We start from the raw sequence: 24,949 nt of genomic DNA on the forward strand, positions 1-24,949 counted from the left end.
GCTGAGCACCTGTATCCGGGTCTCAGACTATTATCATTAGATTTTTTAACAGTAAAACACCATTTTTATGTTTGGTACACGTATGTCTGCTTTTCTAAAACTATCGAAAAGAGACTTAAAATATGATTTCCCTTCAAGTATTGTCGTATTTTTAGTGGCTTTGCCATTATGTCTTGGTATTGCCATGGCATCGGGAGCACCTCTTTTTGCAGGCATCTTGACGGGAATAATCGGAGGTATTGTAGTAGCCTCTATCAGTAAATCACCTCTTAGTGTCAGTGGTCCGGCCGCAGGTCTGACGGTGATCGTACTTGGTGCGATCCAGCAACTGGGCGCTTATGAGACCTTTTTATTAGCTGTAGTAATTGCCGGAATTATACAATTGATTCTGGGTATCGTAAAGGCAGGTATGATCGGAAATTATTTCCCTTCCTCTGTCATTATCGGTATGCTTGCTGCAATTGGTATCACTATTATCCTCAAGCAAATTCCATTAGCGATGGGACTAACGGAAAAACATGCTTTTGAAATGGATAACGGCGGAGGTGTTGCTGCTTTTGCAGATACATTGTTGGATTCAATTAGTTATGGTGCATTGATCATCTGTTTGCTTTCATTAGCGATTCTGATCTACTGGCCTAAACTTCCGAAAGTAAACAAAATTCCGGCGCCTCTATTAGTTGTAGCAGTGGGACTTGGTTTAGCTATGGCATTTCAGGGCACTTCCTTTCAGTTAAGTCAGGCACAACTTGTGACTGTACCTGTGGTAGGATCGTTTTCAGAATTTACAGGCCTATTTACGCTACCGGATTTCTCTCAGATCTTAAATAAAGAAGTATGGATAGTAGCTTTTACAATTGCTATCATTGCCAGTCTGGAGACACTTCTTAGCATAGAGGCTGTAGATAAAATAGATCCGTTCAAACGTAATACACCAACTAACAGAGAGCTGATTGCGCAAGGTGTAGGTAATATGGCCAGCGGTATGCTGGGCGGTCTTCCTATGACTTCGGTAATCGTACGTTCTTCTGCCAATGTAAATGCAGGTGGACGAACACGTCAGTCTGCGATGTTACACGGTTTATGGTTATTTATAGCCTTGCTAGCGATACCTACTGTATTAAATATGATTCCACTATCTTGTCTTGCCGCTATTCTATTGCATACCGGTTATAAGTTAGCAAAGCCTGCTCTCTTCAAAGAGATGTATGTTAAGGGTTGGGATCAGTTTATTCCTTTCTTCATGACAATCGCTGTAGTAGTATTTACAGATTTGTTGACAGGAGTTGGTGTAGGTATAGTAGTTGCAACGTTCTATATCCTTAAAGCAAATATGAAAAATGCATTCAAATTTGATATTATCAAACAGGATGATAATGAGAAGGCTGTAATTACACTTGCCGAAGAAGTTACTTTTCTGAATAAAGTGCCGATTCAGCAAAAATTATACAGCTTACCCAAGAACATTGATAAAATCGAAATTAATGGGTCACAAAGTAAATTCATTGATAAAGACGTCATTGAGGTCATTAAAGACTTCCAGCAAAATGCGATTAGTAAAGGGCGGGATATTCAATTAACAGATATAGTTTATAAAAAATAAAACATTTAATTACCGAGATTTGTATATATCAAAGCGGTAAATTTTCACGAAGTAATTTCAAATATTAACAATGGAAAATAAAGATTTAAAGTTAGGATTCGACAAAATTTTAGATGGCAACAAGGAATGGATGGACTTTGTTAAAAATGACACCTCCGGCCGTTTTCAACAACTTGCAAAAGGACAAAATCCGGAAATTTTATGGATAGGCTGTGCAGACAGCCGTGTTCCGGCAAATGAACTTACCGGCACAAAGCCTGGTGAGGTATTCGTACACCGTAACATTGCCAATGTATGTGTACACTCTGACATGAATATGCTGAGCGTATTAGACTATGCTGTCAATGTTCTTAAAGTAAAACATGTAATCGTTGCGGGTCACTATGGATGTGGTGGTGTTGCAGCATCTTTAAGCCGTAAACAATTTGGTGTAATAGATAACTGGTTATGTCATATCAAGGATGTATATCGTTTACATGCTGCTGAAATTGATGCAATCGAAGATCCTGAACAAAAAACAAATCGTCTGGTTGAATTAAATGTTGTAGAACAGGTATTCAATCTTTGTACGACATCTATTGTACAGAATGCATGGAAAGAACGTGATGACTTAGCCGTACACGGTATGGTAATCAATATTGGATCCGGAGAGCTGATCGATCTTGACACCACATTCACAAATAATGAATCTTTAGGAAAAGTGTTTGCCTACTCTTAACTAAATCAAAGGAGATCCGAATCGGATCTCCTTTTTTACTACCTGATTATTTTACCTGACTGGTCTGTCCGTACCACAAAAGGTTTACAGTATTTATCGACAATAACAGCAAACTGATATTTGCTTACCGTTTTAGTACTATCATATTCCCCTTCAAATTTTAATTTTTTATGCCAGTCCTGCATGATCTGTTTATCCAGCTCATCTCCCCGCTGACTAACATATTTAATCAAACTCAACAGGTCTTTCCACTTTATAATATCTCCTCCATTATCTAAAAACCAGATCTGACTTCGGGAATACAACTGATTAAACACGGGTTTGATTTCATCAAACCGTACGCTGTCCTCCCCGTTGAACAGATATCTTCCTTCTCTGAATTCACCTTTCAACATTCCGGCAAGACCGAATTTTTGTAAACCTGTGGCATGCATATCGTCTACCGGAATATCCTCATAAGGGATAATCTTTGCATCATACTGTAGTAATTCATCCTGAAACTTACGGATATCAATCTGGTCAGCATCTGTTTTGAAAAATGCACAATATGCTGCCATGGCGCCCAACGTCTGTCCGACAGCACTTCTGAACGGGATATCATCTGCAGATGCAGACTTAAGTTTGTTGCCTAACGGATTTTGGAAGTAATTATCCCTCTGACTTTGCAAAAATACGTTTAAAGGAATAGACAATGTCTTTTCAGCCAGACGTCCGCTAGCCAGAATCGTCCGTTGATCCTGAAGAGTATATGCATCCGGCTCCTGCAATTCTATCGTATTCGTGAGAGATAATCCGGCCAATGCCGCCAGCTCATTTCTTGCAGAAAGATCTACAACAGACAACACTTCATATTTAGCTTTATCAGCTAATACAACATCCCACCGTTTACCCGTTCGTTTTAAGGAGGTAATTTTTTGATTTTTAATCATCCGGAGATTAGGTTCGCCGCTAACCATTCGTTCCATGCCATTCTTAAAAAGCTGAGGATTCGTATCGGTTCTTAATAACCGGGCTGATGAATCATTTTTCGGAAGAGCGGGATTTGTAGCAAACAGCAGCGATCTCCATAATCCGGCATCCAGATTGTGCTGACCAGACAATGTAATACTTTTTTCTGTGAGAGAAGGGACTAACGTCTGCTGATCGACGATCCACAAAGTAGCCACTCCTGACTTTGCACTTTGCAAGGCTGCAGAAAAAGCTTCAATGTCATTCCCATAAACTAATAATGCCGGTTTTTTGTTTTTTTGAGCAAAAGATAAAAAGGGAAGAAACAATGCGAGCAAAATGCCTGTAAATCTGATCATAATGAATACTTGTCAATTAAGGAATTAAAGATAGGAAAACCTTTGAAATACGCGTCTTATGTACGGTGATTAGCATATAAAAATATCATGCTTAATAGCTAACTTTGTAACATGGAAAATGAAGTAAAATCATTAAATTTTATTGAAGAGATCGTTGAGGAGGATCTTCGGACAGGCAAGCACGATGGTCGTGTGTTGACCCGATTCCCTCCTGAGCCGAATGGTTACCTTCATATCGGACATGCTAAATCCATCTGTCTGAATTTCGGATTAGCAAAGAAGTATAATGGAAAAACAAACCTTCGCTTTGACGATACTAACCCTGTGACTGAGGACACAGAGTATGTAGAAAGCATTAAAAAAGACATTCAATGGCTTGGTTTTCAATGGAACCAGGAATTATATACATCCGATTACTTCCAGCAACTTTATGATTTCGCACTCGAACTCATCAGAAAAGGATTAGCTTACGTAGATGACAGCACTGCTGAAGAAATAGCTGCAGCAAAAGGCACACCTACTGAGCCCGGAATACCTACACCTTACCGGGATCGTACGGTAGAGGAAAACATCACACTTTTTGAAGAGATGAGAGCCGGAAAATATAAAGAAGGTGAAAAAGTTTTACGTGCAAAGATTGATCTTGCTAATCCGAATATGCATCTGCGTGATCCGCTTTTGTATCGGATCAAATTTGCTGATCATCACCGTACAGGCAATACATGGCCTATCTATCCGATGTATGACTTTGCACACGGACAAAGTGATGCGATTGAAAAGATCACTCACTCCTTGTGTACACTGGAATTTATTCCTCACCGTCCGCTGTATGACTGGTGCATAGATAAATTGGAGATTTACCCTTCAAAACAGTATGAATTTGCGCGACTGAACCTGAATTATACGGTTATGAGTAAGCGTAAATTGCTGCAACTGGTAAATGAAAAACATGTTGAAGGATGGGACGATCCGCGTATGCCTACGATCAGCGGTTTGCGTCGTCGCGGCTATACACCTGCCAGTATCGTAGACTTCTGTGAGCGTATTGGTATTGCTAAACGCGAAAATATTATCGATGTAAGTCTGCTGGAATTCTGTATCCGTGAAGATCTGAATAAGACAGCATGGCGCAGAATGGCAGTGTTAGATCCTGTCAAAATGATCATTACCAACTATCCGGATGGACAGGTAGAAGAACTGGAAGGAGAAAATAATCCGGAAGTAGAAGGCGGGGAAGGCTCACGTAAAATTCCGTTCAGCAAGGAAGTATGGATAGAACGTGAAGACTTTATGGAGAATGCTCCAAAGAAATTCTTCCGTTTAGGGCCTGGTTTATCTGTACGTCTTAAACATGCTTATATCGTAGAATGCCATGATTTTGTGAAGGATGAAAATGGTAATATCACAGAAATTCACTGTAACTATATTCCAAATTCAAAATCCGGAGAAGATACAAGTGGCCTTAAAGTAAAAGGAACGATTCATTGGGTATCTGTGCCACATGCACAAGAAGCTGAGGTAAGACTCTATGACCGTCTGTTTAACGTAGAAAATCCTGCTGCAGAAGAAGACTTCAAATCTACCATCAATGCAGACAGTCTTAAAATTATTCCTAAAGCTTATTTAGAGCCTGATATGGCCAATGCAGAATTAGGCAGAGGCTATCAGTTTATCCGACTGGGATATTATACATTAGATACCCGTTCCGCTAAGGATCACCTGGTATTTAACCGTACTGTCACCCTTAAAGACTCCTGGGCAAAAGAAGTCAAAAAAGGATAAGCATATCTCCACCATTAAAAAAGTCCTGTTCTGCGAAAGAAGAACAGGACTTTTTCATGCTACCTGTCTTCATTATTTTTCTTCCCTGTTCTGAAATATAAAATTGTCTCTGCACTTATTTTAATTCCTGATTCCGATCATATTTTTAAGCTCCTATGCTACTTAGATTTGAAGTAGTTAAACAAATATTATATGCTATGAAAAAGTTATTATTCTCAATTATTGCAATGTTACTTATCGGTACAGCAGCTGTTCAGGCTCAGGGATTCAAAGGAAAATGGTTTATCATGGGTGAGGCAGGTTATTCTACTCAATCGGACGGAAATATTCAGCATTACAGTGTCCTTCCTGTTGTGGGTACATTCGTTGCCCCAACGACCGCAGTTGGTATTGGCGTAGGATATTTAGGTCAGAAAGATAAAACGGTTCCTGATGTTATCGGCAAAGAAGAAGCATTTATCGTACAGCCATTGGCCCGGAAATATTGGAGCATCACGGACAACTTTTTGATTTTTGGTCAGGCAGCAGTTCCTTTGACTTTTGGCAAAAATACCATTGATGCAAATGGGGTAAAAGCTGACAGCAAATTCACCGGATATGGTGTACAGCTATCTCCGGGAATAGATTATTTCCTGAGCAGTCATTTTTCAATAGAAGCATCTTTCGGACTGGTTGGCTGGTCTGCAGTGAAACCTAAGGATGGAGAAACAGCAAATGATTTTAATATCGGTGTAAATTCCGGATTTCAAAACGGAGTCAAATTCGGACTCAAATATATCTTTTAACCCCCAGCACCCTATTTAACAAGCAAGGCCTGTATAGGTAATATGCAGGTCTTGTGATTTGTTGATTTAAAACGAATTTAGAACAACTGTTCCACAATTTTTTTGGTGGGTCCCGGATTACTCATGGTATAGAAGTGAAGCACCGGAGCGCCAAAATCTATCAGTTCCTTACACTGCTGTACCAGCCATTCATGTCCTACCTGTCTTACATCGGCATTACTATGACAATCAGCAATGGCCTCACTAAGCTCTTCCGGAATATCCAGGTGAAAGACACGAGGCAATGTCACCAATTGCTTTTTGGAAGTAATTGGCTTCAATCCCGGAATAATAGGTACATTAATATCATGCTCCCGGCATTTGGTTACAAAGTCTTTATATTTCTGAACATTAAAAAACATCTGAGTTACAATAAACTCTGCTCCCATTTCTATCTTCTTCTTTAGAAATTTGAAATCCGTATTAAAGTTAGGGCTTTCAAAGTGCTTCTCCGGATATCCGGCAACACCTATACAGAAGTTGGTTTTTTCTGAAGTTTCGACATCCTCATGCAGATATCTGCCTTGATTCATATTTGACACCTGTTGCAGCAGATCTGTCGCGAAAGAATGTCCTCCTTCTGTCGGGATAAAGTCTGCATCTCCTCTGCGTGCATCTCCTCTTAGCACCAGCACATTATCAATGCCCAGGAAGTTGAGATCAATCAATGCATTTTCAGTTTCCTCTTTCGTAAATCCACCACAAATAAGGTGAGGAACAGCATCTACCTTATATTTGTTCATTATTGCAGCGCAGATTGCTACTGTTCCCGGACGTTTACGATAGGATATTCTTTCCAAAAGTCCGTTTGCATGTTCTTTATACAGGTAATCTTCGCGATGATACGTAACATCTATAAACGGAGGTTTGAACTCCATCATTTCGTCCATGGTTTTATATATACTCTGTATGCTCTGTCCTTTCGCTGGAGGCAATAACTCAAAGGAAAACAAGGTTTTACCTTTAGCGTTTTGAATATGGTCAATAATTTTCATTTAGCCGGCCAAACTTCAACATGTTCATTCATGTTGACACTTTTTAATTTCAATAATAAAATAATGTATGAAGGCTCGTAGAGAAAGACACCAGGTATTCGGTGTTTCCGCTTATCTTTCCCTTTTTTAGTTGGGGTAGAATGTAGCACCTTGTCTCCAAGACAGGTTGCCAAGGCTTCATCGGGTCTAGTCCCTCTGCCTTTCACTATAAGCGTAACTAATATCGATATTCAAAGTGAAAAGTCAAAATTAAAAAAGTAAAACCTGTCACTTATCTCTATTTATTGTTTGTCACTGAGGGCATGCCGGAGATCTTTCAGGTAATAGAAAACAACCAGAAGACCCGATCTTTTATATCGGATGGCATCTGTATTCTTAAATGTTTCGTACAACATCTCATACGCTCGGTATGCGTCGGTCTCATCATAAAAGATATCTTTCCAGCTCTGCGGTACATCATCCCATTCCCGGAGTACGATACCATTTTCAAGATATCGCAGCGGAGTAGGAATTCCGTCCATTTTGTATCCGTGATAGACCCCTGAATGGAGTACATGCTGAACATATGCACAGACGTAATCCAGATTATTCAATAATCTTGTCTTGATTTCGGCATCCGATTCGCTGTCCAGCGGAGCAATTCTCCATGTATTGACTTCGTATGTAAATTTACTATCCGTCTCAACAGACTTGGTACTATCTAAAGTAAAATTAAAATACAGACGTTCATTTGCTGATATTGCACGGCTGCTGACCTCATCAAAAACACCCAAAAGCTGAATACAATCCGGTCGCTGTTCCTTGATCTCCAAAATTAATTCAGAACCATCCTTGTCCTTCAACTTAACTTCATTCTTTACCAATTCATAATTCCCGTGCATTAGGACATCCTCGATGGCCAGTACGAAAGTATTATCCTTATTCAATGCTAGAAAAGAACGGTGATAAATCTCATGTTCACAGGTAACGTTACAGCCTACACTTCCCCTGTCTGTCTTTTTCATAGCCTTATAAACAGACTCTTTATATCCGCATGTCATTTGATAATTCCCCGGTTGAAGCTGGATTGTTTCGGTACACGATCCGATGAAGAAAGGCAAGAGGAATAAAAGAATATATTTCATAATACAGGATTGCAACAATTCAGTTTTGGTTTCCGAATATAAATAGAAAAAGCTACTCAGAAAAGAGCAGCTTTTTGTTATTCGCTATATAATTCTACCAAACCTTCCGGCAGGTCTACTTCAATAATCTCTTCTTCAGGATCAATACCCAGTATCAGATCATCATTCAACGGAAACATCAGCTCCTTTCCCTTAAAATCAACCCTTGCGATAAATTGCTGAGGCAACTCCTGAACTTCTATGATTTCCCCCAATTCACCATGTACTTCATCAATAACCAGAAAGCCTTTGAGATCAGTCAGTCTGAAATCATCAGGATCACGCTCCGGCATCTTATCATTAGGAAGGTACATTTTCTTGTGTACCAATGGCTGTGCTTTATCAATATGATCTACATCTTCGAGATTGAGGTAGGCCGTACTATTGGATTGTAACTTGATATTTTCTACAAAGTAAGGTACAAGCTTCTTATTGATCTCCACAAAAAGTACATCAATATCCAGATCCTGATAATCTTCAAATTCAAAAAACAGCTGCAGTTCTCCCTTCAGTCCTCTTGTCTTGCTGATGTATCCAATATAAAAACTCTGATCTATGGTCATGATGTAACGTAAAATATAAAAATAAAGATTCAGACGGACTATCAGATTCCATCTTTTACAAAAAAGCCGTCCCGGTTTTCGGGGCGGCTTAATTTTTTACTTCGTGATATGTGATTATCCTTCAGTTTCTTCAGTGTTTTCAGCGCCTTCAGTAGCTTCTGGTGCTTCTACTTCTTCAGCAGATTCTTCTACTGCAGGAGTGTTTTTTGCAGCGATAGCAGCTGCTTTGTCAGCTTTTTTCTTAGCTTCAGCAGCTAATGCAGCTTTCTTAGCTTCTTCTTTAGAAGAAGTCAGGCTATCTTTTTTACCATCGATTTTAGCAGTTTTTTCTTTAGACCATTCTGCGAATAGTTCTTCAGCTTTTGCTGCATCGAAAGCACCTTTTTTCACACCACCTTCTAAGTGTTTTTTGTACAATACACCTTTGTAAGAAAGGATAGCGCGAGCAGTATCAGTAGGCTGAGCACCTTTGTTCATCCAATCTAACGCTTTTTCGAAATCCAAAACGATAGTTGCAGGATTTGTGTTAGGGTTGTAAGAACCAAGACGTTCGATAAATTTACCATCACGTGGTGCACGTGAATCTGCTACTACTACGTGGTAAAAAGGTTTTCCTTTTTTACCATGTCTTTGCAATCTGATTTTAGTTGCCATGTTTTAATTTTGTTTTTATGTATTCAACATATCCCCCGTACTGTATGTAAGAGGGGACGCAAAGATAAAAAGATTATTCCGGATTGTCAACTCTTATCTAATCAAGGGATTAAATTCATCTGTCTTCAGCCTATAGAATCTTCATAAACGAATTGCGGGCTAACTTTTTGATTAGGAGAAGAGCTCTTGCCAAATAATATGTAACTTCATCCTTTGTAAAACATATGTATTCATTTATGTCAGGGATCTTACCTCTAAAAATACTTAAAGCTTCAGCAGGATCAGGTAAAACATTTAGCCTTGCAGTGCATTATCTGACGCTGTTATTTCATCACGAATATAAATATCGGGAAATATTAGCTGTGACTTTTACAAACAAAGCCACGGAGGAGATGAAAACCAGGATTCTGGATGTATTAAAAGGACTGGCAAACAATGATCCATCTCCCGGAACAGACAACTACAGACAACTCCTTTTAAAAGCCTATCCGCAGTATTCCAATATCGAATTACAGGAACGGGCACAGAAAATATACCGTCGCATCCTGCATGACTACAGCCATTTTTCCGTCAGCACTATTGATGGCTTCGTACAAAAGGTAATTCGGGGATTTGCTTTTGAACTAGGGCTTGATGCCGCATATAGCCTTGAAATGAATCTCGACAAAGTACAGGATCAGTTGGTCGACAGACTGGATCTGGAATTAGATGATAAACCGGAGCTGGTAGAATGGATTGTCGATCTCGCAAAAGAACGTATCGATAATGATAAAAGCTGGAATTATAAAGGAGAACTCCTGAGCCTTACCCGCGAAATATTTAAAGAACGTTTTGCTGATTTTGAGACGGGACTTAATGAAGTTGGTTATTCGAATATAGAAAAGGAATTTTCGAAATATGTACAATTGACCAAACAGCACATCAGGTCTGTAGAAGAATCTTTGGTATCAAAAGCGCAGTCTGTGTTACAGGCATTCCGGGACAGCAATCTCTCAACAGACGATCTCAAGGGTAAATCGCGTAATCCTCTGTTGAAACTGACCAAGATCACAGAGAAAGACTTTGGCCAGATTTTCTCCCTGCACAAACTGATTGACGCACCGGAAGAGTGGTTTCAGAAGAATACCGATACCAGCCCTTTCTATTCCATCAATCCGTTATTAAAAGACCTGTGTACTTATTTTCAGAATGAAGAAGCATCTTATATTCTGGCCACTCAATTCCAGAACAATGTGTATTACCTCCGTCTTATGCAGGAACTTGCTCTCTTACTGCGGGCATACCGTGAGGAGAGCGGAAATCTGTTAATCAGCGATGCACAGCATTTATTAACCGGAATCACTGAAGATGCAGGAGATAATCCTTCTTTTATATGGGAAAAAATAGGCAACCGGTATCGAAATTTTCTGTTTGATGAGTTTCAGGATACTTCCGTTTCCCAATGGAAAAGCTTCAGATCCTTAGTGCAGAATGCAATCTCCGCGCCCAGCGAAGAATTTATTGACCATCTTATCGTAGGCGATACAAAACAGTCTATATATCGCTGGCGTAATGGCGACTGGAGCATATTAGAAAGCGGAGCCAAAGCAGATTTGGGTAGCCATCATATTGTGGATGACAATCTGGAAGATAACCACAGAAGCAGTTCGGCTATTATTGAATTTAATAACTTTTTATACGCTTCCTTTCCCAGTCTACTGCAGGATAAACTCAATTTATTAGTAGCAGAAACCGAAAAGACAGAACTTCTGGACTGGTGGGTTGCCAAAGGCTATCACGATATTATCAATTCTATTTTTGAAAATGCCCGGCAGAATACAACTCCAAGAACTCCGGAAGGGGGAATTATCAAGATCAGCAAATTCAGTAAACAGGAAGAAGAGGAGCGAATATTCAGCGATTCCGTATTTAGAGAATACGCACTGCAGGATACCATTGAAGAAATCCGGCGTATACAGCAGGATTTCCATTATATCTACAGTGAGATGTGTGTACTGGTGAGGACCAATGGAGAGGCAGAGTCCGTTGTAAACGAACTGATGGCTGCAGGTATTCCTGTTGTGTCCGGAGATGCGCTGATGATTGCAAACAGCTCAGCTATAAAGCTGATCATCAACACCCTGTATATTCTGGTAGGATATGATGAAAATACATCTTTGTATAAGGCCAATTGTATTTCTCTTTATCATAAGATCCGGGACATTGCCATTGATCCTGATATATTCCTGACGATCAAAGGAAAGAGCTTATCACAACTTTCAGGAATACTCCCTCCTGCCTTATGCGAAGAAGCCAATAACTGGATGCAACTGCCTCTGCCGGAACTGGTGGAACGTATCATCCATGCATATGGTCTGGACCAGAAACAGGAATATCTCGCCTACCTCCTTTCATTCCGGGATATTACCGCAAATGCAACAAAACAAGGAGAAAAAGGGATATTAAGTTTTCTGAACTGGTGGGAAGAAGACGGCGTACGAAAAACACTGCCTTCTCCTGATGCTGCTAATGCAGTACAGGTCATGACCATTCATAAATCCAAAGGTCTGGCTTTCCGCGCCGTATTTATTCCATTCTGTAACCTGGATCTGGGCGGAAAGACAAATGGAATATTCTGGGTCCCTGCAGTTAATACGCCCTATGAGGCCCTGAAAAGTATACCTTTGAAATACAAGGATGAATTAGCGAAATCCAGTGTGGCAAACTATTACTTTGAAGAGAACTTGTACAGCCACATCGATGCGCTTAACATGATCTATGTGGCGACCACACGGGCAAAAGATTATCTGTATATAGGGATCAAGGAAAAGAAAGATTTGAAAAAGATAAGCAATACAGGCGATCTTTTTCAACTTGTTTTAGCAGAGAATTTTGAATCTGAAGACGTGTATAATATTGAAAAACCGGTTCAGACAGATCGAAAACAAGATGCTCCTCAAACGATAGGCATGCATACCTATCCTACTTCCGACAGATTATCTGATATATATATTCCCCGGGAGGAAAAAAATGCTGCTCACGTTCTTCATATTGGACAGGCAGGAAGACAGGGAAGTATACTTCATACCATACTTGCCGATATAAAATCTTTAGCCGAGCTCCCATCCTATCTGGATAGTCTCCTGTTAGAAGGAACAATTATGGAAGAGGAAAAGCTCCTGTTTCTGCAAGAAGCAACACGAGTATTACAACACGAACAGTTAAATGAGTTATTGACTAAAGCAGAGCAGCATTTTTCGGAAAGATCTATTGTCAGTGCGGACGGACATGTCTATCGTCCGGACAAAATACTGATTCAGGACAATTTTGTAGCCGTCATCGATTATAAATTTACATTTCAGGAGCATTCGGAACATTTGGATCAGGTTCGTATCTATATGGATCTTTTAAGTCAGATGGGCTATAAAGATGTGGAAGGATATTTATTCTATGCTACCACTAATACACTTAAACCTGTTATTTAATTGCGCAGTATGAAACCATTTTTAAAAGAAGTTGCAGAAGATTTAGTAGCCAAATTTGGAGATCGCCTTCAGGACTGTGTCATTATTTTTAATAACAAAAGACCTGCAACCTATCTCAATCAATATTTATCAGAAATATACCAAAGGCCCTTCTGGAGTCCTTCCGTATTCACTATACAGGAATTCTTTGCACAATCTACCCATCTGAACGTTGCCGATTTCTACACCCAATTCTTTACTCTTTTCAATCTGTATAATGAATTGTTAATAAAAGAATCCGGGAAACAGATCGAGATGGACAAGTTCTTTCCTGTTGCCAAAACAATTCTTAGTGATTTTGGCCAGATTGATATGGACAATGTGGAGGCTGACCGTTTGTTTAAGGAGCTGGAGGATATTGCGGTTATTAATCAACAATTTGACTTCCTGACCGAAGAGCAGCATCAGTTTCTTTCCAGATTCTGGACTTCTTATACAGAAGGTAAACACAAAAGACAGCAAGAGAATTTCATTCGCATGTGGCGCAGAATGCCTCTTTTATATCGCTTATTTCATGATGCACTTAAAGCGAAAGGTCTGACCACTATGGGGCAGATCTACAGACAACTGGCTCATCAAACATGCTCTAACTCACAGTTTGTCAACAATTTTAACCAGGGCAAAGTCATTTTAGTCGGGTTCAATGCCCTAAGCCAGACGGAAGCTATTGTTTTCAAAAGATGGCAGGATCAGGGAAAAACACTCTTCTATTTTGATACTGACAGCTACTATCTAAATGATCCGCTCCATGAAGCAGGTTTATTTTTGAGGAAGAATATCGATCTGTACGGCTTAAAAAATGAGCTGAACAATCAACGGAGTTTGATCACTGAGCTGACTACACCGACAACTGTATATAAAGTACAGGGACAGACAACACAGGCTAAAATTCTCAACCAGGTTCTAGCTGAAGATTACGAGCAATTAAAACAAGATCCTTCTTATGGCCAGACAGTGATTGTACTGGCTGATGAAAGCTTATTACTACCGACACTGCAGACTATCCCTTCTGATGAACAAAGCATACAGGTCAATCTGAATGTAACCATGGGACTGGGGTATACCTCTTCCTCCTTATTCGGACTGGCAGATTTGTGGTTATCTCATCAGGTTGATATGATGAACACCCGCTCTGCTGAAGAACTGAACGTTCCATACAGAACTGTAGAGAAGTTTTTGACACATCCGCTTATTGCTGTCGATGAGAAAAAACGCACCCAGGTACTGGCTGCCTTTGTAAAAGAGCAATTGGTGGTCATTCCGCTAGAACGGTTAGTTCAGCAAAAAGGCATATTCCAATTCTTTTTCCAAAAAGTCCCAGATGCATTAAGTCTGACCAGAGAGTTAAAATCTCTGCTGGAATATCTTGCCAAACGTCATTTGGAACAGCAAAATTTACGACAGCTGGATGCAGAGTTGTTTGTCAAAACGATTCAGGAGTTAAACAGAATGCACGACACGCTGGCCCAGCACATACAAACCTCCGGAAACAAATTTGCACCCAAATTTGCAGCAGCATTGATCCGGAAAGCATTGGAAGCTATATCTGTTCCGCTAAGTGGCGACCCCCTGAGCGGCCTGCAGGTAATGGGACTTCTGGAAACACGTAATCTTAATTTTGATCATGTGGTAATCTTAGGTCTTAATGATGGTATAATCCCGCAAAACAGTGTCGGAAACAGTTTTATACCCGATAGCTTAAGGCGTGCCTACGGCTTGCCAGTGCTCGAAAATCAGGATGCGATATCGGCCTATATCTTTTACAGACTGGTACAACGTGCGAAAAAATTAAGTTTTGTATACAACAGCCTGACAGACGAAAGTAATACAGGAGAGCCCAGCAGGTTTTTGAAACAGTTAGAGTTTGAAAGCAATTTTGAATTCCGTTATCAGGATCAACATTTACAAATCAAAGTAGAAGATCAGCAGGAATTGGTGATTCCCAAGACAGCAGCAATAATGGATAAATTAGGGTTATACTTATCCGGCAAACGAACATTATCTGCGTCTGCACTCACTACATATATTGCTAATCCTATTGACTTCTTTTACAAGTATGTTGCAGAAATCAGTGAACCTGAAGAAGTCAATGAAGTCGTAGAAGCTAATAATCTCGGAACCATATTACATGGAACAATGGAAGATTTTTATAATCAGCTGAAGGCCGAGAATAATTTTATCAGTCCTGAACGTATAGCGCAAAAGCGAAAAGAACTCACTAAACTGATTGAGCTAAATTTTATTAAAGAATTCTATCCCGAACATAACAAAAAGGTAAACTTTACAGGTATACAAAGGGTCATCATGGCTATTGTAAAAGAGTATATTCATATTATCCTGGATCATGATGAGCGTTCTGCACCTTTTACTATTCTTCAGATGGAAGAGGAGATGATAGTTCCTTTTGAATTTAACGATATCAATGGGCGACAACAGGTCATTCACATGAAAGGAATTATCGACCGTGTGGATATCGGACAGGACGGAGTAACCCGTATAGTAGATTATAAAACCGGAAGTGACGAACTGGATTATAAAAGTCTGGAAGAGGCATTCAACACAGATGGCAAAAAGTTGAATAAGGCTCTGGTACAGACATTATTCTACACGTATGTATTTGAAAAAGCGAAAAACATCCGAAATGTAGAACCGAATCTCTATGTAGTAAGGAAAATGAAGAATGGAGGAACGCTATTTCAGACGAAAGTAGAATTTACAGATGATAAAAATAAGATAAAAAAGGCAGATCAGGATCTCTCCGGAGATTTTCTGGCGGAAGAAAAAGAACGTTTCGCTAATTTGCTGGCTAATAAACTTCAGGAATTGTTTGATCCGCAGGTGCCATTCAGAGTAAGTCAGCACAGCGAAAATTACATATTCTCCCCATATAAGTCGTTAATGACGACATAAAGTGGGTATAAAGTGAAAAGCTTGATCATATACATAACATGATCAAGCCTTTTACTATAAGAAGCATGCAAATGCTTCTTATTTATATTTTTTCATTGCGCGGTTTGCCCGGACTTTAGCTGTCTGGATTTTGTAATCAAACCACTTGTCTTTAAATATTTTACGCATTGTATCATCAAAATAACGCGTAATAAACAGATTTCGGGCACCCTTAAGCTTCTCACTAAATGAAGAAGGCAATGCTCTTACTGAGATAGAATAACCTTCCGTAGCATACTGAATATAATGCCACCAACCTGCCGGCATATATAGTGTATCTCCGGGATGGATTTCAGCTTCATAACCGTTTAATAACCTAAGCGCCGGATACTCTTCCAGACTGCTGAACTTCGGATTAGCAATACTATGAAAATTGTAAGGCAACTTATACATCAGATCGGACTGGCTATTCGGAAACAACCATATTTTCTTCACACCCTGAAACTGGGATATAAAGACATGCGACATATCTATATCAAAGTGATTACGTGTAGATGATCCCTCTCCTCCGAAGAACATATACGGCAGCCACTGTAATACTTTGCCTCCGGTTACGTCATTATAGATGACATCTTTTTTCAGTTCCGGTCTGAGTTTTAACAAATCAAACAGAAATAAACGTAATTCTGTAGGCTCTTTTGTAATCAGGTTTAAATAATCACCAAAGGTCATTTTACCTACCGGTGCGCTCGCCGCACGATCCCTGGACTCTTCTTCCTTTCCATATACAGAAATCATTTCGTCTCCGGCTATTTCCTTGAAATAGTCATAGCTCCATTTCTTCCAACATGTACTTTCAGGACTTATGAAGTCCTTTATAATGACAGGTTGACCCTTTTTCAAGTAATCTCTGATAAAATCACTTGGAGCTATTCCTGAGATACTATTGACTGGTTTTAATTTCACAAGATTGACTGTATAATTTATCTTCTAAATACAAACTTAAAAAAAAATATTCCTATTAAGTGCTCTGAGTAGTGATATAATATTTCCTTTTATTAAGACCACTAACTGAGGAGACAAGTTAATAAGAATATTTCTAAATAAGGGTGACAGAGGTCACATTTTTATCTTAATATGACCACAAATCCTGCTCATAGTCCATTAATGTTTTCTTAATTCGCTCAGACTCATATAGTCTGTCTACACCGTCCGCCATATAATCTTTTATCCTCAGATCTTCCGGATTAGACTGCTTTACAATATAGCTGGAGAACATTCTCTTGATAAATACATCATCATAACTAAGCCCTGTAGCATCATTATGTCTGTTTACCACTTCTTTGTTTACAAACACATGTCTTGCTTCCGGGAAATAGATCCAAAAAGCAGGAGTAGCATCTACCTGAGGGGTGAACGTATTCTCCTGAGTTGGCAAAGCTGCTGCAGGTGTCTCTGCTGCAGGTGTTTCCGGTTGTACTGCAAACGGATCAAAAGGATTTCCTCCTGTTGCTGCAGTTGAGTTACCGGGCAGAACTGGTGTAGTCGCCAGACCCTCTATGTTTGGAGTGATCAATGGTGCAATACCCACAATACGGGGCTCAAATACAGAACGTTGCTTATCAAATATCCAGTCTTCTTTTATTCTGAATTTGACAACATTCTCACCACTGAATTTTCTTGCTTCATAATGTGATTTGACAACCTCATTATTCTCATTGTACTCTTCTACCAAAGTACTGTCTCCCCCAAAGCGGGACATTACCTGATCCACAGGAAGTACATTTTTGAAGCTGTCACCGTTTGGATCATTTTCTGTAGGAGTAGGATCATATGCTGTTAACTCACCTTTCATCACAGCATCTACGATAATATCGATCAATCTGGACTTAGGAGATGCAAATGCTTTATTCATCTTCTCGCGCAGATCGATTTCTCTCCATACCCTTTTGCTATAAGCAATATCAGTCTGTCTGACATTCGCATAGGGGATTACTTTTCTTTCTGCGATATCGGATTTCACGGCATATCCATCAACAGGAGGCTCTTCTACCTGAATAGGTTTTGTACTATTCGAGAGGTTCTCCTGTTGTGCAAACACAAATGGTGTGTAAGCAGAAGCCAACAGCAATAAAACACCTAACTTTTTCATCCGTATATTTTTTATTTTTAAACGGCTAAAACACTATCAGATTTGAGATTCCTTGTGGATTTTAAAAAATCTTAATAGTGTCCTATCCCTGTATTTAATTTGTAACCTGGAATGAAATAGGATCCAGATTTTGTGCTACTCCGTCAGGACCAACACCCACAATATTGTAAATCGCAACTAACGTACCAGGAGTAATTGCTCCTAATCCTGTTTTCATCTGTGCCGAGAAGCTCGAACCAGAAGATTGGTAAGGACCAATAGGATCAACTCTTGGTTTCAGGATATACATATTAAATTTAGTAATGCTGAATTTAGCATCAAACTCAAAATTATCTAATGCTGCTGAAACTACATTCTGACCTCTAAGTTGTGCTGCCGAAATAGCACCACCGGTTTTTCCTGCAACTCTTGCCGCAGGTTTCGGTATACGTTTTACACGAAACTCTGTTGTTCCCAGTTGCTGTACCTTACCGTCAATCTTAGCAGAAACACTTACTGTTGCCTTTCCAGGAGTAGTCACTTTAGCAGCATATTTACCGCCTGATCCGGAGATTGTCACTCCGTTTCCTGCCACCTGAATACTACTCATCGGAATACCGGGAGCAGATACCGAAATTGGATTTGAAACTCCAATATACAATACGTTCATAGCATCCGGAGATACTACTGCAGATGGTTTTGCTACCTGATAAGTCATAGGCTCTGTCAGATATTCTTTCATTGTTCCGTCTGTCTGTTTCACAAGAATTTTACCTTGCCATTTAAACTCTCCTACGGAAGAGGTGTTGACCGAATAAAGTCCCTGACCATCCTTCACATTCAGCGCACCACCGTTTACTGAAATACTAGGATTGGATTTGGAATCATAAGCAGTCAGAAATACTTTAGCAGTATAAGGCTGTCCCTGGATTAAATATGAAGTAGGGGCAACTGCTACAGCAGAGAATCTATCCAGATTCACAACAGCCTGATCCATTTTACCGAAAATATGTTTTACAACGGCTGATTCTGTATTCTTAGCATCTGCTTTGATTTTTTCTAATGCGGTGATCGCTGCAGTCAATGGAATACCATCACCGAAGTTAGAATCTTCCCAACTCTTTTTAATACCCGCACGTGGTGCCGGATCCTGAGCAAACAAACTGAAACTGACTTCTTTATTGGTCAGTTTTTCTAATTCATCTTTTGTTGAATTAATCATATCCCGCAATTGCTTTCCACGTTTTTCAGTGATCATCAGGCGGTAAGCGATATCTGTATTGTTTCTTTTGATCAGATCTCCTGTTTCACTATCCTCTCCGCCACCTTCCTGTGCCAAAAGTGTTTTCAACTCATCAACATAAGCTGTCAATTTTGCTGTCAACTGCTGTGCCTTCTCTGCCTTTTCAAGAATAGGTTTGGCACGCTCCGGGTTTTCTTTCATTTTTGTCTCCCGAAAAGACAAAAACATATTATCAATCCCTGCTTGCGTATTCTGGGTTGATGTACTTAAGCTGTTTGCTAAATTTTTGAACGCATCTAAAATGGAATCACTAACATTCAGGGCTACTAATCCTAGTAGGACCAAATATAGGATCCCAATCATCTTCTGTCTGGGTGTTTCTCTACGACCTGCCATAATGTAATTTTTTAATTAATAAACTTCGATTATTAAAAGATTACTTATGATTTGTTTGGATTCATAGCAGAAAGCATATTTCCATAGATCGCATTTAGAGAAGCTAAGTTTTTATTGAACGTACTCACCTGCTCTTTAAATTGTTGCATATCAGTAGAGGATTCATTAAATGTTTTCAAATCCGCAGCTGCACGGTCAAATGCAGAACTCAGGTTTGCTGCACCTGCCGATGCCGCATTTAATTTATCTGCAAACAGATTTGTTGCAGTAGCGGTATCTGCGACTTTAGATATAGAAGCGACTTTGTCACTGAATGTACGTAGTCCGTCTCCTAAATTACCAATGAGGTTTTCATCTATTTTAGCATCCTGCAATAATTTGTCTAATGCTGCTGTATTACCTGTTGCTGCAGGAACTGCTGCAACTGCAGGGCGTGCACCAGCTTTTGGCAACTCACCGTTATAATCTTCGTCCAACTCAGGATATACCCTTGTCCAGTCTACTTCTGATTCGCTCGCTAAAAAACCCATTATGAAGAACAAAAGAGCTTCAACAGCCAATCCAATACCTATCATCCACTCACCACCTTTAAAATGGAGAATTTTAAACATTAATCCAATGATTACGACAGTAGCACCCCAGTTGATCAAGGTGTTGATACCAAATTTAAACTTACGTTTTGTTGCCATTTTCTTAAAAATAATTTATGTCTTTCTTAAAATTAGTAGTTCGCTGTTATTTGGTCACGCCTGTATATCGTGTCACAGATCTGAATCCGATATATGATTTTGCAGTGTCCTGATATTCATACTGACGTGTAGAGTTTTGCAGGAAATAACCAATATCTTTCCATGATCCTCCACGTACAACTTTACGTTTCATAGCATTTTGATCGCTCGCCTTAGCGCTGTGAGCGTAAGTGGGATTCATATCATGAACGAAAGAATAGGCCGATTCGTCATAGCTCGATTGTGTCCATTCTGCAACATTTCCAGCCATATTATATAAGCCGAAATCATTTGGCCAGTAGGAATATACCGGAGCAGTATACGCTGCGCCATCATCGATATAATTACCTCTTCCTGGTTTGAAATTCGCCATCAGACAACCTCTTGCATTTCTGGCTGAAGGTCCTCCCCATGGGTATTGCATACCGTTCTTTCCGGCTCTTGCAGCATATTCCCATTCCGCTTCGGAAGGAAGCTGATAAGGCATGCGTTCTACTTCTCTGTTTTTAGCTGCTGCATTATTAAACAGACGGGTTCTCCAGGTATTGAAGGCCTGCGCCTGTTTCCATGTAACACCAACGACAGGATATTCATCAAATGAAGGATGGGAAAAATATCCTTCTACCATAGGCTCGTTCTGTGCATAGCTAAAATCACTTACCCAAACCGTTGTATCCGGATATACCAGGATTGTATCTCGCATTATAAATTCTGATCTGCTGCGGGAAGGATCATTTTTCGCTGCAATTGCTCTGCGGAGATCGTACCACTCGTAATGGTACTTAAGCAATCTTACGTCGATTTCATTTTTCCCGAAGATACGATCCTCTCCCTGATAGTACATGCTGTTGACACGTTCACGTTGGGTCTGATCTTTTGTTTTCCATGGAGATTTGCTCTGTACTTTATTCCAGTCAATGTGGCGTTCTCCGGAAGTAGGAGCTGTTCCTTGATTCTGAATAAAATAAGAATCATCACCAAGAAAATTGGTGATAAGGATAGAGTCACGTACCCAGTTCACAAATTGGCGGTACTCGCTGTTAGAGATCTCCGTATCATCCATATAGAAAGGCGCAATAGTCACCTGTCTGTTTTGAGATACTTGTGAAAAGGTAATATCTTCATCGGACTGTCCCATAATAAAAGTACCTCCGGGAATAAGAACCATTCCATAAGGTGTTTTATTGGCTTTCAGTTTATCTAATCTCACCCCCAGTAACTCTCCGTTATTACCCGGGCCTTTGCAGCTACTGATAAGCAGCGAGCCCATAACAGCAAGAGTAAGAACTTTAAATAAATTATAATTCATTGTTAATTATGCAATTGAACAAATAAGCAGATCAAAATTCAGGACCCTCTTTAACAACATTTTATCGACGGTCAATGTGTAAAAATACAACGTTTAATCAATATTCAGCGTTTTCCTCTTTAATTTTTTTTTTATTGTCAGTATACCCCTACATAATTAACATAGAATTTGACTTTCTGTTCTTCTCAGAAAACAAAAAAGGCGTCATTATAGACGCTCTTTCCTATTAAGATTTTTTTTATTCTATTTATTTACCAACTTTATGTATTGTTCTACAGCCATTGTCATACTCGGAGCCGCAGGAGTAGGTGCCGGAATATCCAGAATCAATCCGTGATCCAATAACGCTTGTTGGGTCGTTGTTCCAAAAGCAGCAATACGGGTGTTGTTTTGCTTGAAATCAGGGAAGTTTTCATAAAGTGACTGCACACTGGAAGGACTAAAGAAAACAATGATATCGTAAAATACATCTTTCAGATCCGAAAGATCACTGATGACAGTTCGGAACAAAACTGCCGGTGTAAAATTGTATCCGTTAACCTGCAGCCAGTTTTGTGTCTCTTCATTGGCTACATCCGAACATGGGAACAGGAATTTCTCTTTACTGTGCTTCTTCAAAACATCTTCCAGATCTTTTGCGGTCTGCTTTCCGAAGAAAATCTTACGCTTGCGATATTGAATGTATTTTTGAAGGTAAAGTGCAATTGCTTCTGTAATACAGAAATACTTCATTTCTGCCGAAACCTCAAATCTCATCTCTTCGCAAACACGGAAAAAATGATCGACAGCGTTTTTACTGGTAAAGATTACTGCAGTATGCTCTGAAAGGTTGACTTTGTCCTTTCTTACATCTTTTGCAGGCACTCCCTCCACATGAATAAAGCCTCTGAAGTCTAACTTTAAGTTATATTTTTCAGCTAAATTAAAATAAGGAGACTTATCATTATCTGGTTTTGGAATAGTAACTAGAATACTCTTTACTTTCTTGGCTCTTTCTACATCAGAAGTTTGCATATTGTTCATTTATTTGCTCAACGTTCTCACTAATATCAATATCGGTGCGATTTCTAGGCAGCAAAGGTACAAAATTAAATAAAAAAGAGAGAACCTAAGATTACCAAACAAATGAAAAGCAGTGCGTAAATACCTGTAAATAAACAAAATAAAAACTAAAATTATTGAAAATGATATTACGAATGTAAAATAAGCAGACGGCAATAAACTCAAAACCAAGACTGTTGGCATCAGAATTAACATACTGTTAAAATAAACTAAATATAGAACCGCAATGTATTCCCGTACCAATTTATCCAATTCGAATACAAAAGAAATAAATCTTATAAACAGAATTTTGAGAATAAACAGGACTCCAACGATAAGCGAAATTTTGAGAAAATTATTTAATGTCAACGAATAGCCGTTACCTGACATATAGGCGTCGTACATCAGTAAAAACAAGCCTAGTGTGAAACTGAAGATAATATAAAGAAAGATGTAAGACCAGGAGGTTGCCATGTTATCTTCTTTACTGACCTGTTGTAACAGCCGGTCCTTAAAATACGCTTCAATAATAACATTGAAATCCAATGGGAAAAACATGCGCACCAACGCTACTGCGAATACGAGTATCATAATAATGCTTACAATCCATACCGGACGATTTTCCCTCGCATCCCCGGACCTGAATGCATCCGGCTGATCTTTCTTTAATGTATCCGCGAACTTCATCCATTTGATAAAATCTCCGTTTGTAACAATTACCTTATCCTTTATTTCCTGTGGAATGCTAATTCCACGATCAGGATCCGGCATAATAAGCGGGTACATCTTTTGAAGAGAAGAGGCACTATCTACGTACAAGGAGTCAGTTTGTATACTTATATTTGCTACCGAACGATGTGGCAACAAAAAGCCCATTCCGACTATCAAAAATAAAATAACGAATTGCTTCGCAGACATAGACATAGCTCTTTTTTTTAAGATGTAAAGTTAAAATAAAAAATCAGAAGACCACTTAAACATAATCAATATGCCAAAATCAGTTATAAGGTGTTCCTGGTGTGGAACAGACGAACTATACAGTCAATACCATGACAAGGAATGGGGTAAACAGGTAAAGGATGAAAAGACACTATTTGAGTTTTTGGTGCTGGAATCTGCACAGGCGGGTTTGAGCTGGATTACCATCCTGAGAAAAAGAGAGAATTATCGCCGTCTCTTTGCCGACTTTGAATATAAGAAAGTGGCTGAGTTTACAGAAAAGGATGTGGAGGAATTAATGCAGGATGCGGGTATTATCCGTAACCGATTGAAAATAAAGAGTACGATCGAGAATGCGAAGATCTTTATGAAGGTACAGCAGGAATTTGGCAGTTTTTACAATTACCTGTATTCCTTCCTGCCGGATAATTCCCCAATCATCAATGAAGTAAAATCCATGAGCGATGTACCCGTCAGCACACCAGAGTCAGATGCGATTGCAAAAGATTTAAAGAAAAGAGGGGTGAAATTTTTTGGTACAACGATCTGCTATGCTTACATGCAGGCGGTAGGTATGGTGAATGATCACATTGTTACATGTTCCTTCAGAGATCGTTAAGATCTCGAAGGAATGTGTTGATAGATATCCGGAAGATTACGGCATTGTCCGTTATAATCGAGCCCGTATCCGATAACGAACTCTTTCTCTATTTCAAAACCTATATACATGATGTTATCAAACTGCACCTGAAGATTGGCCGGTTTCATTAACAATGCACAAACTGAAATACTGGCTACTCCTAATTTTTCCAAAGCATCCATTGTATATTTCAATGAGTGGCCGGAGTCAATAATATCTTCGACAATAATGACATCCCTGCCTGTGAGATCCATCCCTACGCCTATCAGTTCTGCAATATCTTCTTTCTCCACTCCTTTGTATGAGGCTAGTTTAACAAAGGAAAGCTCCGAAGGAATAACAACCTGTTTCATCAGATCTGACATAAACATAAAACAGCCGTTTAACACACCGATAAATACAGGGTGCTTATTTTCAAAGCGCATATTCAGATCAATCCCTATCAAACGTATACGTTTTTGTATCTGATCATGATCAATCATAATCTCAAATTCCAGATTATCTACTGTAAGGTATTTCAT

20 protein-coding genes and 1 riboswitch are annotated in these 24,949 nt (G+C 39.4%); of the genes, 7 read left to right on the forward strand and 13 right to left on the reverse strand.

Features of this window, described 5'->3' with window-relative positions; all coding sequences use genetic code 11:
* The first annotated feature begins 67 nt into the window (after nucleotides 1-67).
* Together I6J02_RS05535 and I6J02_RS05540 are read left to right on the forward strand one after the other, a co-directional pair.
* Entirely contained in the window at nucleotides 68-1,603 is a 1,536-nt protein-coding gene (locus I6J02_RS05535) for a SulP family inorganic anion transporter (protein WP_201680800.1), read from the forward strand.
* A gap of 70 nt (nucleotides 1,604-1,673) precedes the next feature.
* The gene (locus I6J02_RS05540) at nucleotides 1,674-2,321 is read left to right on the forward strand and encodes a carbonic anhydrase (RefSeq protein ID WP_115168940.1); all 648 of its coding nucleotides are present in this window, start codon (nucleotides 1,674-1,676) and stop codon (nucleotides 2,319-2,321) included.
* A 38-nt stretch (nucleotides 2,322-2,359) separates the two neighbouring features.
* On the opposite strand, the gene I6J02_RS05545 is transcribed toward I6J02_RS05540, so the two are convergent.
* Entirely contained in the window at nucleotides 2,360-3,628 is a 1,269-nt protein-coding gene (locus I6J02_RS05545; RefSeq protein ID WP_201680801.1) for an FAD-dependent oxidoreductase, read from the reverse strand.
* A 111-nt stretch (nucleotides 3,629-3,739) separates the two neighbouring features.
* Between I6J02_RS05545 and I6J02_RS05550 the strand changes: the two genes are divergently transcribed.
* A complete protein-coding gene (locus I6J02_RS05550) occupies nucleotides 3,740-5,410 on the forward strand; it encodes a glutamine--tRNA ligase/YqeY domain fusion protein (protein WP_201680802.1) in 1,671 nt (556 codons plus the stop codon).
* A gap of 197 nt (nucleotides 5,411-5,607) precedes the next feature.
* Nucleotides 5,608-6,195 (forward strand): outer membrane beta-barrel protein, encoded by a 588-nt coding sequence (locus I6J02_RS05555; protein ID WP_236582310.1) that lies wholly within the window; start codon nucleotides 5,608-5,610, stop codon nucleotides 6,193-6,195.
* 77 nt (nucleotides 6,196-6,272) lie between these two features.
* Here I6J02_RS05555 and I6J02_RS05560 read toward each other — a convergent pair whose 3' ends face one another.
* The 4 genes from I6J02_RS05560 to I6J02_RS05575 form a co-directional block, all read right to left on the reverse strand.
* The gene (locus tag I6J02_RS05560) at nucleotides 6,273-7,229 is read right to left on the reverse strand and encodes a methylenetetrahydrofolate reductase (protein ID WP_201680804.1); all 957 of its coding nucleotides are present in this window, start codon (nucleotides 7,227-7,229) and stop codon (nucleotides 6,273-6,275) included.
* 108 nt (nucleotides 7,230-7,337) lie between these two features.
* Nucleotides 7,338-7,443: riboswitch (SAM riboswitch) on the reverse strand.
* Nucleotides 7,444-7,510: 67 nt separating this feature from the next.
* Nucleotides 7,511-8,233, reverse strand: a complete 723-nt coding sequence (locus tag I6J02_RS05565) for a hypothetical protein (protein WP_236582311.1) — start codon at nucleotides 8,231-8,233, stop codon at nucleotides 7,511-7,513.
* A 197-nt stretch (nucleotides 8,234-8,430) separates the two neighbouring features.
* Nucleotides 8,431-8,955, reverse strand: a complete 525-nt coding sequence (gene rimM / locus I6J02_RS05570; protein ID WP_201680806.1) for a ribosome maturation factor RimM — start codon at nucleotides 8,953-8,955, stop codon at nucleotides 8,431-8,433.
* Between the two features lie 114 nt (nucleotides 8,956-9,069).
* Nucleotides 9,070-9,609 carry a 30S ribosomal protein S16 gene (locus I6J02_RS05575; RefSeq protein ID WP_002999808.1) on the reverse strand — a complete coding sequence of 180 codons (540 nt, stop codon included), beginning with the start codon at nucleotides 9,607-9,609 and terminating at the stop codon, nucleotides 9,070-9,072.
* 224 nt (nucleotides 9,610-9,833) lie between these two features.
* Between I6J02_RS05575 and I6J02_RS05580 the strand changes: the two genes are divergently transcribed.
* On the forward strand, nucleotides 9,834-13,073 hold the full coding sequence (locus tag I6J02_RS05580; RefSeq protein WP_236582312.1) for a UvrD-helicase domain-containing protein: 3,240 nt from the start codon (nucleotides 9,834-9,836) through the stop codon (nucleotides 13,071-13,073).
* A gap of 9 nt (nucleotides 13,074-13,082) precedes the next feature.
* Nucleotides 13,083-16,022, forward strand: coding sequence for a PD-(D/E)XK nuclease family protein (locus tag I6J02_RS05585; protein WP_201680808.1), 2,940 nt, complete (start codon nucleotides 13,083-13,085; stop codon nucleotides 16,020-16,022).
* 78 nt (nucleotides 16,023-16,100) lie between these two features.
* On the opposite strand, the gene I6J02_RS05590 is transcribed toward I6J02_RS05585, so the two are convergent.
* The 7 genes from I6J02_RS05590 to I6J02_RS05620 all read right to left on the reverse strand — a co-directional run bounded on the left by I6J02_RS05590 (nucleotide 16,101) and on the right by I6J02_RS05620 (nucleotide 23,767).
* Complete coding sequence (locus tag I6J02_RS05590) at nucleotides 16,101-16,967, reverse strand: cupin-like domain-containing protein (RefSeq protein WP_201680809.1); 867 nt, start codon at nucleotides 16,965-16,967, stop codon at nucleotides 16,101-16,103.
* Between the two features lie 166 nt (nucleotides 16,968-17,133).
* Complete coding sequence (locus I6J02_RS05595; protein ID WP_201680810.1) at nucleotides 17,134-18,153, reverse strand: gliding motility protein GldN; 1,020 nt, start codon at nucleotides 18,151-18,153, stop codon at nucleotides 17,134-17,136.
* A gap of 94 nt (nucleotides 18,154-18,247) precedes the next feature.
* Nucleotides 18,248-19,771 carry a gliding motility protein GldM gene (gldM, locus tag I6J02_RS05600; RefSeq protein ID WP_201680811.1) on the reverse strand — a complete coding sequence of 508 codons (1,524 nt, stop codon included), beginning with the start codon at nucleotides 19,769-19,771 and terminating at the stop codon, nucleotides 18,248-18,250.
* A 44-nt stretch (nucleotides 19,772-19,815) separates the two neighbouring features.
* Nucleotides 19,816-20,460 (reverse strand): gliding motility protein GldL, encoded by a 645-nt coding sequence (gldL, locus tag I6J02_RS05605; protein ID WP_201680812.1) that lies wholly within the window; start codon nucleotides 20,458-20,460, stop codon nucleotides 19,816-19,818.
* 46 nt (nucleotides 20,461-20,506) lie between these two features.
* Complete coding sequence (locus I6J02_RS05610) at nucleotides 20,507-21,808, reverse strand: SUMF1/EgtB/PvdO family nonheme iron enzyme (RefSeq protein ID WP_201680813.1); 1,302 nt, start codon at nucleotides 21,806-21,808, stop codon at nucleotides 20,507-20,509.
* A 243-nt stretch (nucleotides 21,809-22,051) separates the two neighbouring features.
* Nucleotides 22,052-22,831, reverse strand: coding sequence for a uroporphyrinogen-III synthase (locus I6J02_RS05615; protein ID WP_201680814.1), 780 nt, complete (start codon nucleotides 22,829-22,831; stop codon nucleotides 22,052-22,054).
* Nucleotides 22,832-23,767, reverse strand: coding sequence for a DUF4271 domain-containing protein (locus tag I6J02_RS05620; RefSeq protein WP_201680815.1), 936 nt, complete (start codon nucleotides 23,765-23,767; stop codon nucleotides 22,832-22,834).
* Nucleotides 23,768-23,837: 70 nt separating this feature from the next.
* Here I6J02_RS05620 and I6J02_RS05625 point away from each other — a divergent pair, with 70 nt between their 5' ends.
* Nucleotides 23,838-24,407, forward strand: coding sequence for a DNA-3-methyladenine glycosylase I (locus I6J02_RS05625; RefSeq protein ID WP_201680816.1), 570 nt, complete (start codon nucleotides 23,838-23,840; stop codon nucleotides 24,405-24,407).
* On the opposite strand, the gene I6J02_RS05630 is transcribed toward I6J02_RS05625, so the two are convergent.
* Entirely contained in the window at nucleotides 24,404-24,949 is a 546-nt protein-coding gene (locus I6J02_RS05630; protein ID WP_201680817.1) for a phosphoribosyltransferase, read from the reverse strand. The genes I6J02_RS05625 and I6J02_RS05630 overlap by 4 nt on opposite strands.

The sequence above is a fragment of the Sphingobacterium spiritivorum genome (assembly GCF_016725325.1).
GTDB lineage: Bacteria > Bacteroidota > Bacteroidia > Sphingobacteriales > Sphingobacteriaceae > Sphingobacterium.

What these genes read in the sequence shown, in the direction of transcription:
- I6J02_RS05535 (WP_201680800.1), top strand. Translation starts at nt 68, where the DNA reads ATGTTTGGTACACGTATGTCTGCTTTTCTAAAACTATCGAAAAGAGAC.
- I6J02_RS05540 (WP_115168940.1), top strand. Translation starts at nt 1,674, where the DNA reads ATGGAAAATAAAGATTTAAAGTTAGGATTCGACAAAATTTTAGATGGC.
- I6J02_RS05545 (WP_201680801.1), bottom strand. Translation starts at nt 3,628, where the DNA reads ATGATCAGATTTACAGGCATTTTGCTCGCATTGTTTCTTCCCTTTTTA.
- I6J02_RS05550 (WP_201680802.1), top strand. Translation starts at nt 3,740, where the DNA reads ATGGAAAATGAAGTAAAATCATTAAATTTTATTGAAGAGATCGTTGAG.
- I6J02_RS05555 (WP_236582310.1), top strand. Translation starts at nt 5,608, where the DNA reads ATGAAAAAGTTATTATTCTCAATTATTGCAATGTTACTTATCGGTACA.
- I6J02_RS05560 (WP_201680804.1), bottom strand. Translation starts at nt 7,229, where the DNA reads ATGAAAATTATTGACCATATTCAAAACGCTAAAGGTAAAACCTTGTTT.
- I6J02_RS05565 (WP_236582311.1), bottom strand. Translation starts at nt 8,233, where the DNA reads ATGAAAAAGACAGACAGGGGAAGTGTAGGCTGTAACGTTACCTGTGAA.
- rimM (WP_201680806.1), bottom strand. Translation starts at nt 8,955, where the DNA reads ATGACCATAGATCAGAGTTTTTATATTGGATACATCAGCAAGACAAGA.
- I6J02_RS05575 (WP_002999808.1), bottom strand. Translation starts at nt 9,609, where the DNA reads ATGGCAACTAAAATCAGATTGCAAAGACATGGTAAAAAAGGAAAACCT.
- I6J02_RS05580 (WP_236582312.1), top strand. Translation starts at nt 9,834, where the DNA reads ATGTATTCATTTATGTCAGGGATCTTACCTCTAAAAATACTTAAAGCT.
- I6J02_RS05585 (WP_201680808.1), top strand. Translation starts at nt 13,083, where the DNA reads ATGAAACCATTTTTAAAAGAAGTTGCAGAAGATTTAGTAGCCAAATTT.
- I6J02_RS05595 (WP_201680810.1), bottom strand. Translation starts at nt 18,153, where the DNA reads ATGAAAAAGTTAGGTGTTTTATTGCTGTTGGCTTCTGCTTACACACCA.
- gldM (WP_201680811.1), bottom strand. Translation starts at nt 19,771, where the DNA reads ATGGCAGGTCGTAGAGAAACACCCAGACAGAAGATGATTGGGATCCTA.
- gldL (WP_201680812.1), bottom strand. Translation starts at nt 20,460, where the DNA reads ATGGCAACAAAACGTAAGTTTAAATTTGGTATCAACACCTTGATCAAC.
- I6J02_RS05610 (WP_201680813.1), bottom strand. Translation starts at nt 21,808, where the DNA reads ATGAATTATAATTTATTTAAAGTTCTTACTCTTGCTGTTATGGGCTCG.
- I6J02_RS05615 (WP_201680814.1), bottom strand. Translation starts at nt 22,831, where the DNA reads ATGAACAATATGCAAACTTCTGATGTAGAAAGAGCCAAGAAAGTAAAG.
- I6J02_RS05620 (WP_201680815.1), bottom strand. Translation starts at nt 23,767, where the DNA reads ATGTCTGCGAAGCAATTCGTTATTTTATTTTTGATAGTCGGAATGGGC.
- I6J02_RS05625 (WP_201680816.1), top strand. Translation starts at nt 23,838, where the DNA reads ATGCCAAAATCAGTTATAAGGTGTTCCTGGTGTGGAACAGACGAACTA.
- I6J02_RS05630 (WP_201680817.1), bottom strand. Translation starts at nt 24,949, where the DNA reads ATGAAATACCTTACAGTAGATAATCTGGAATTTGAGATTATGATTGAT.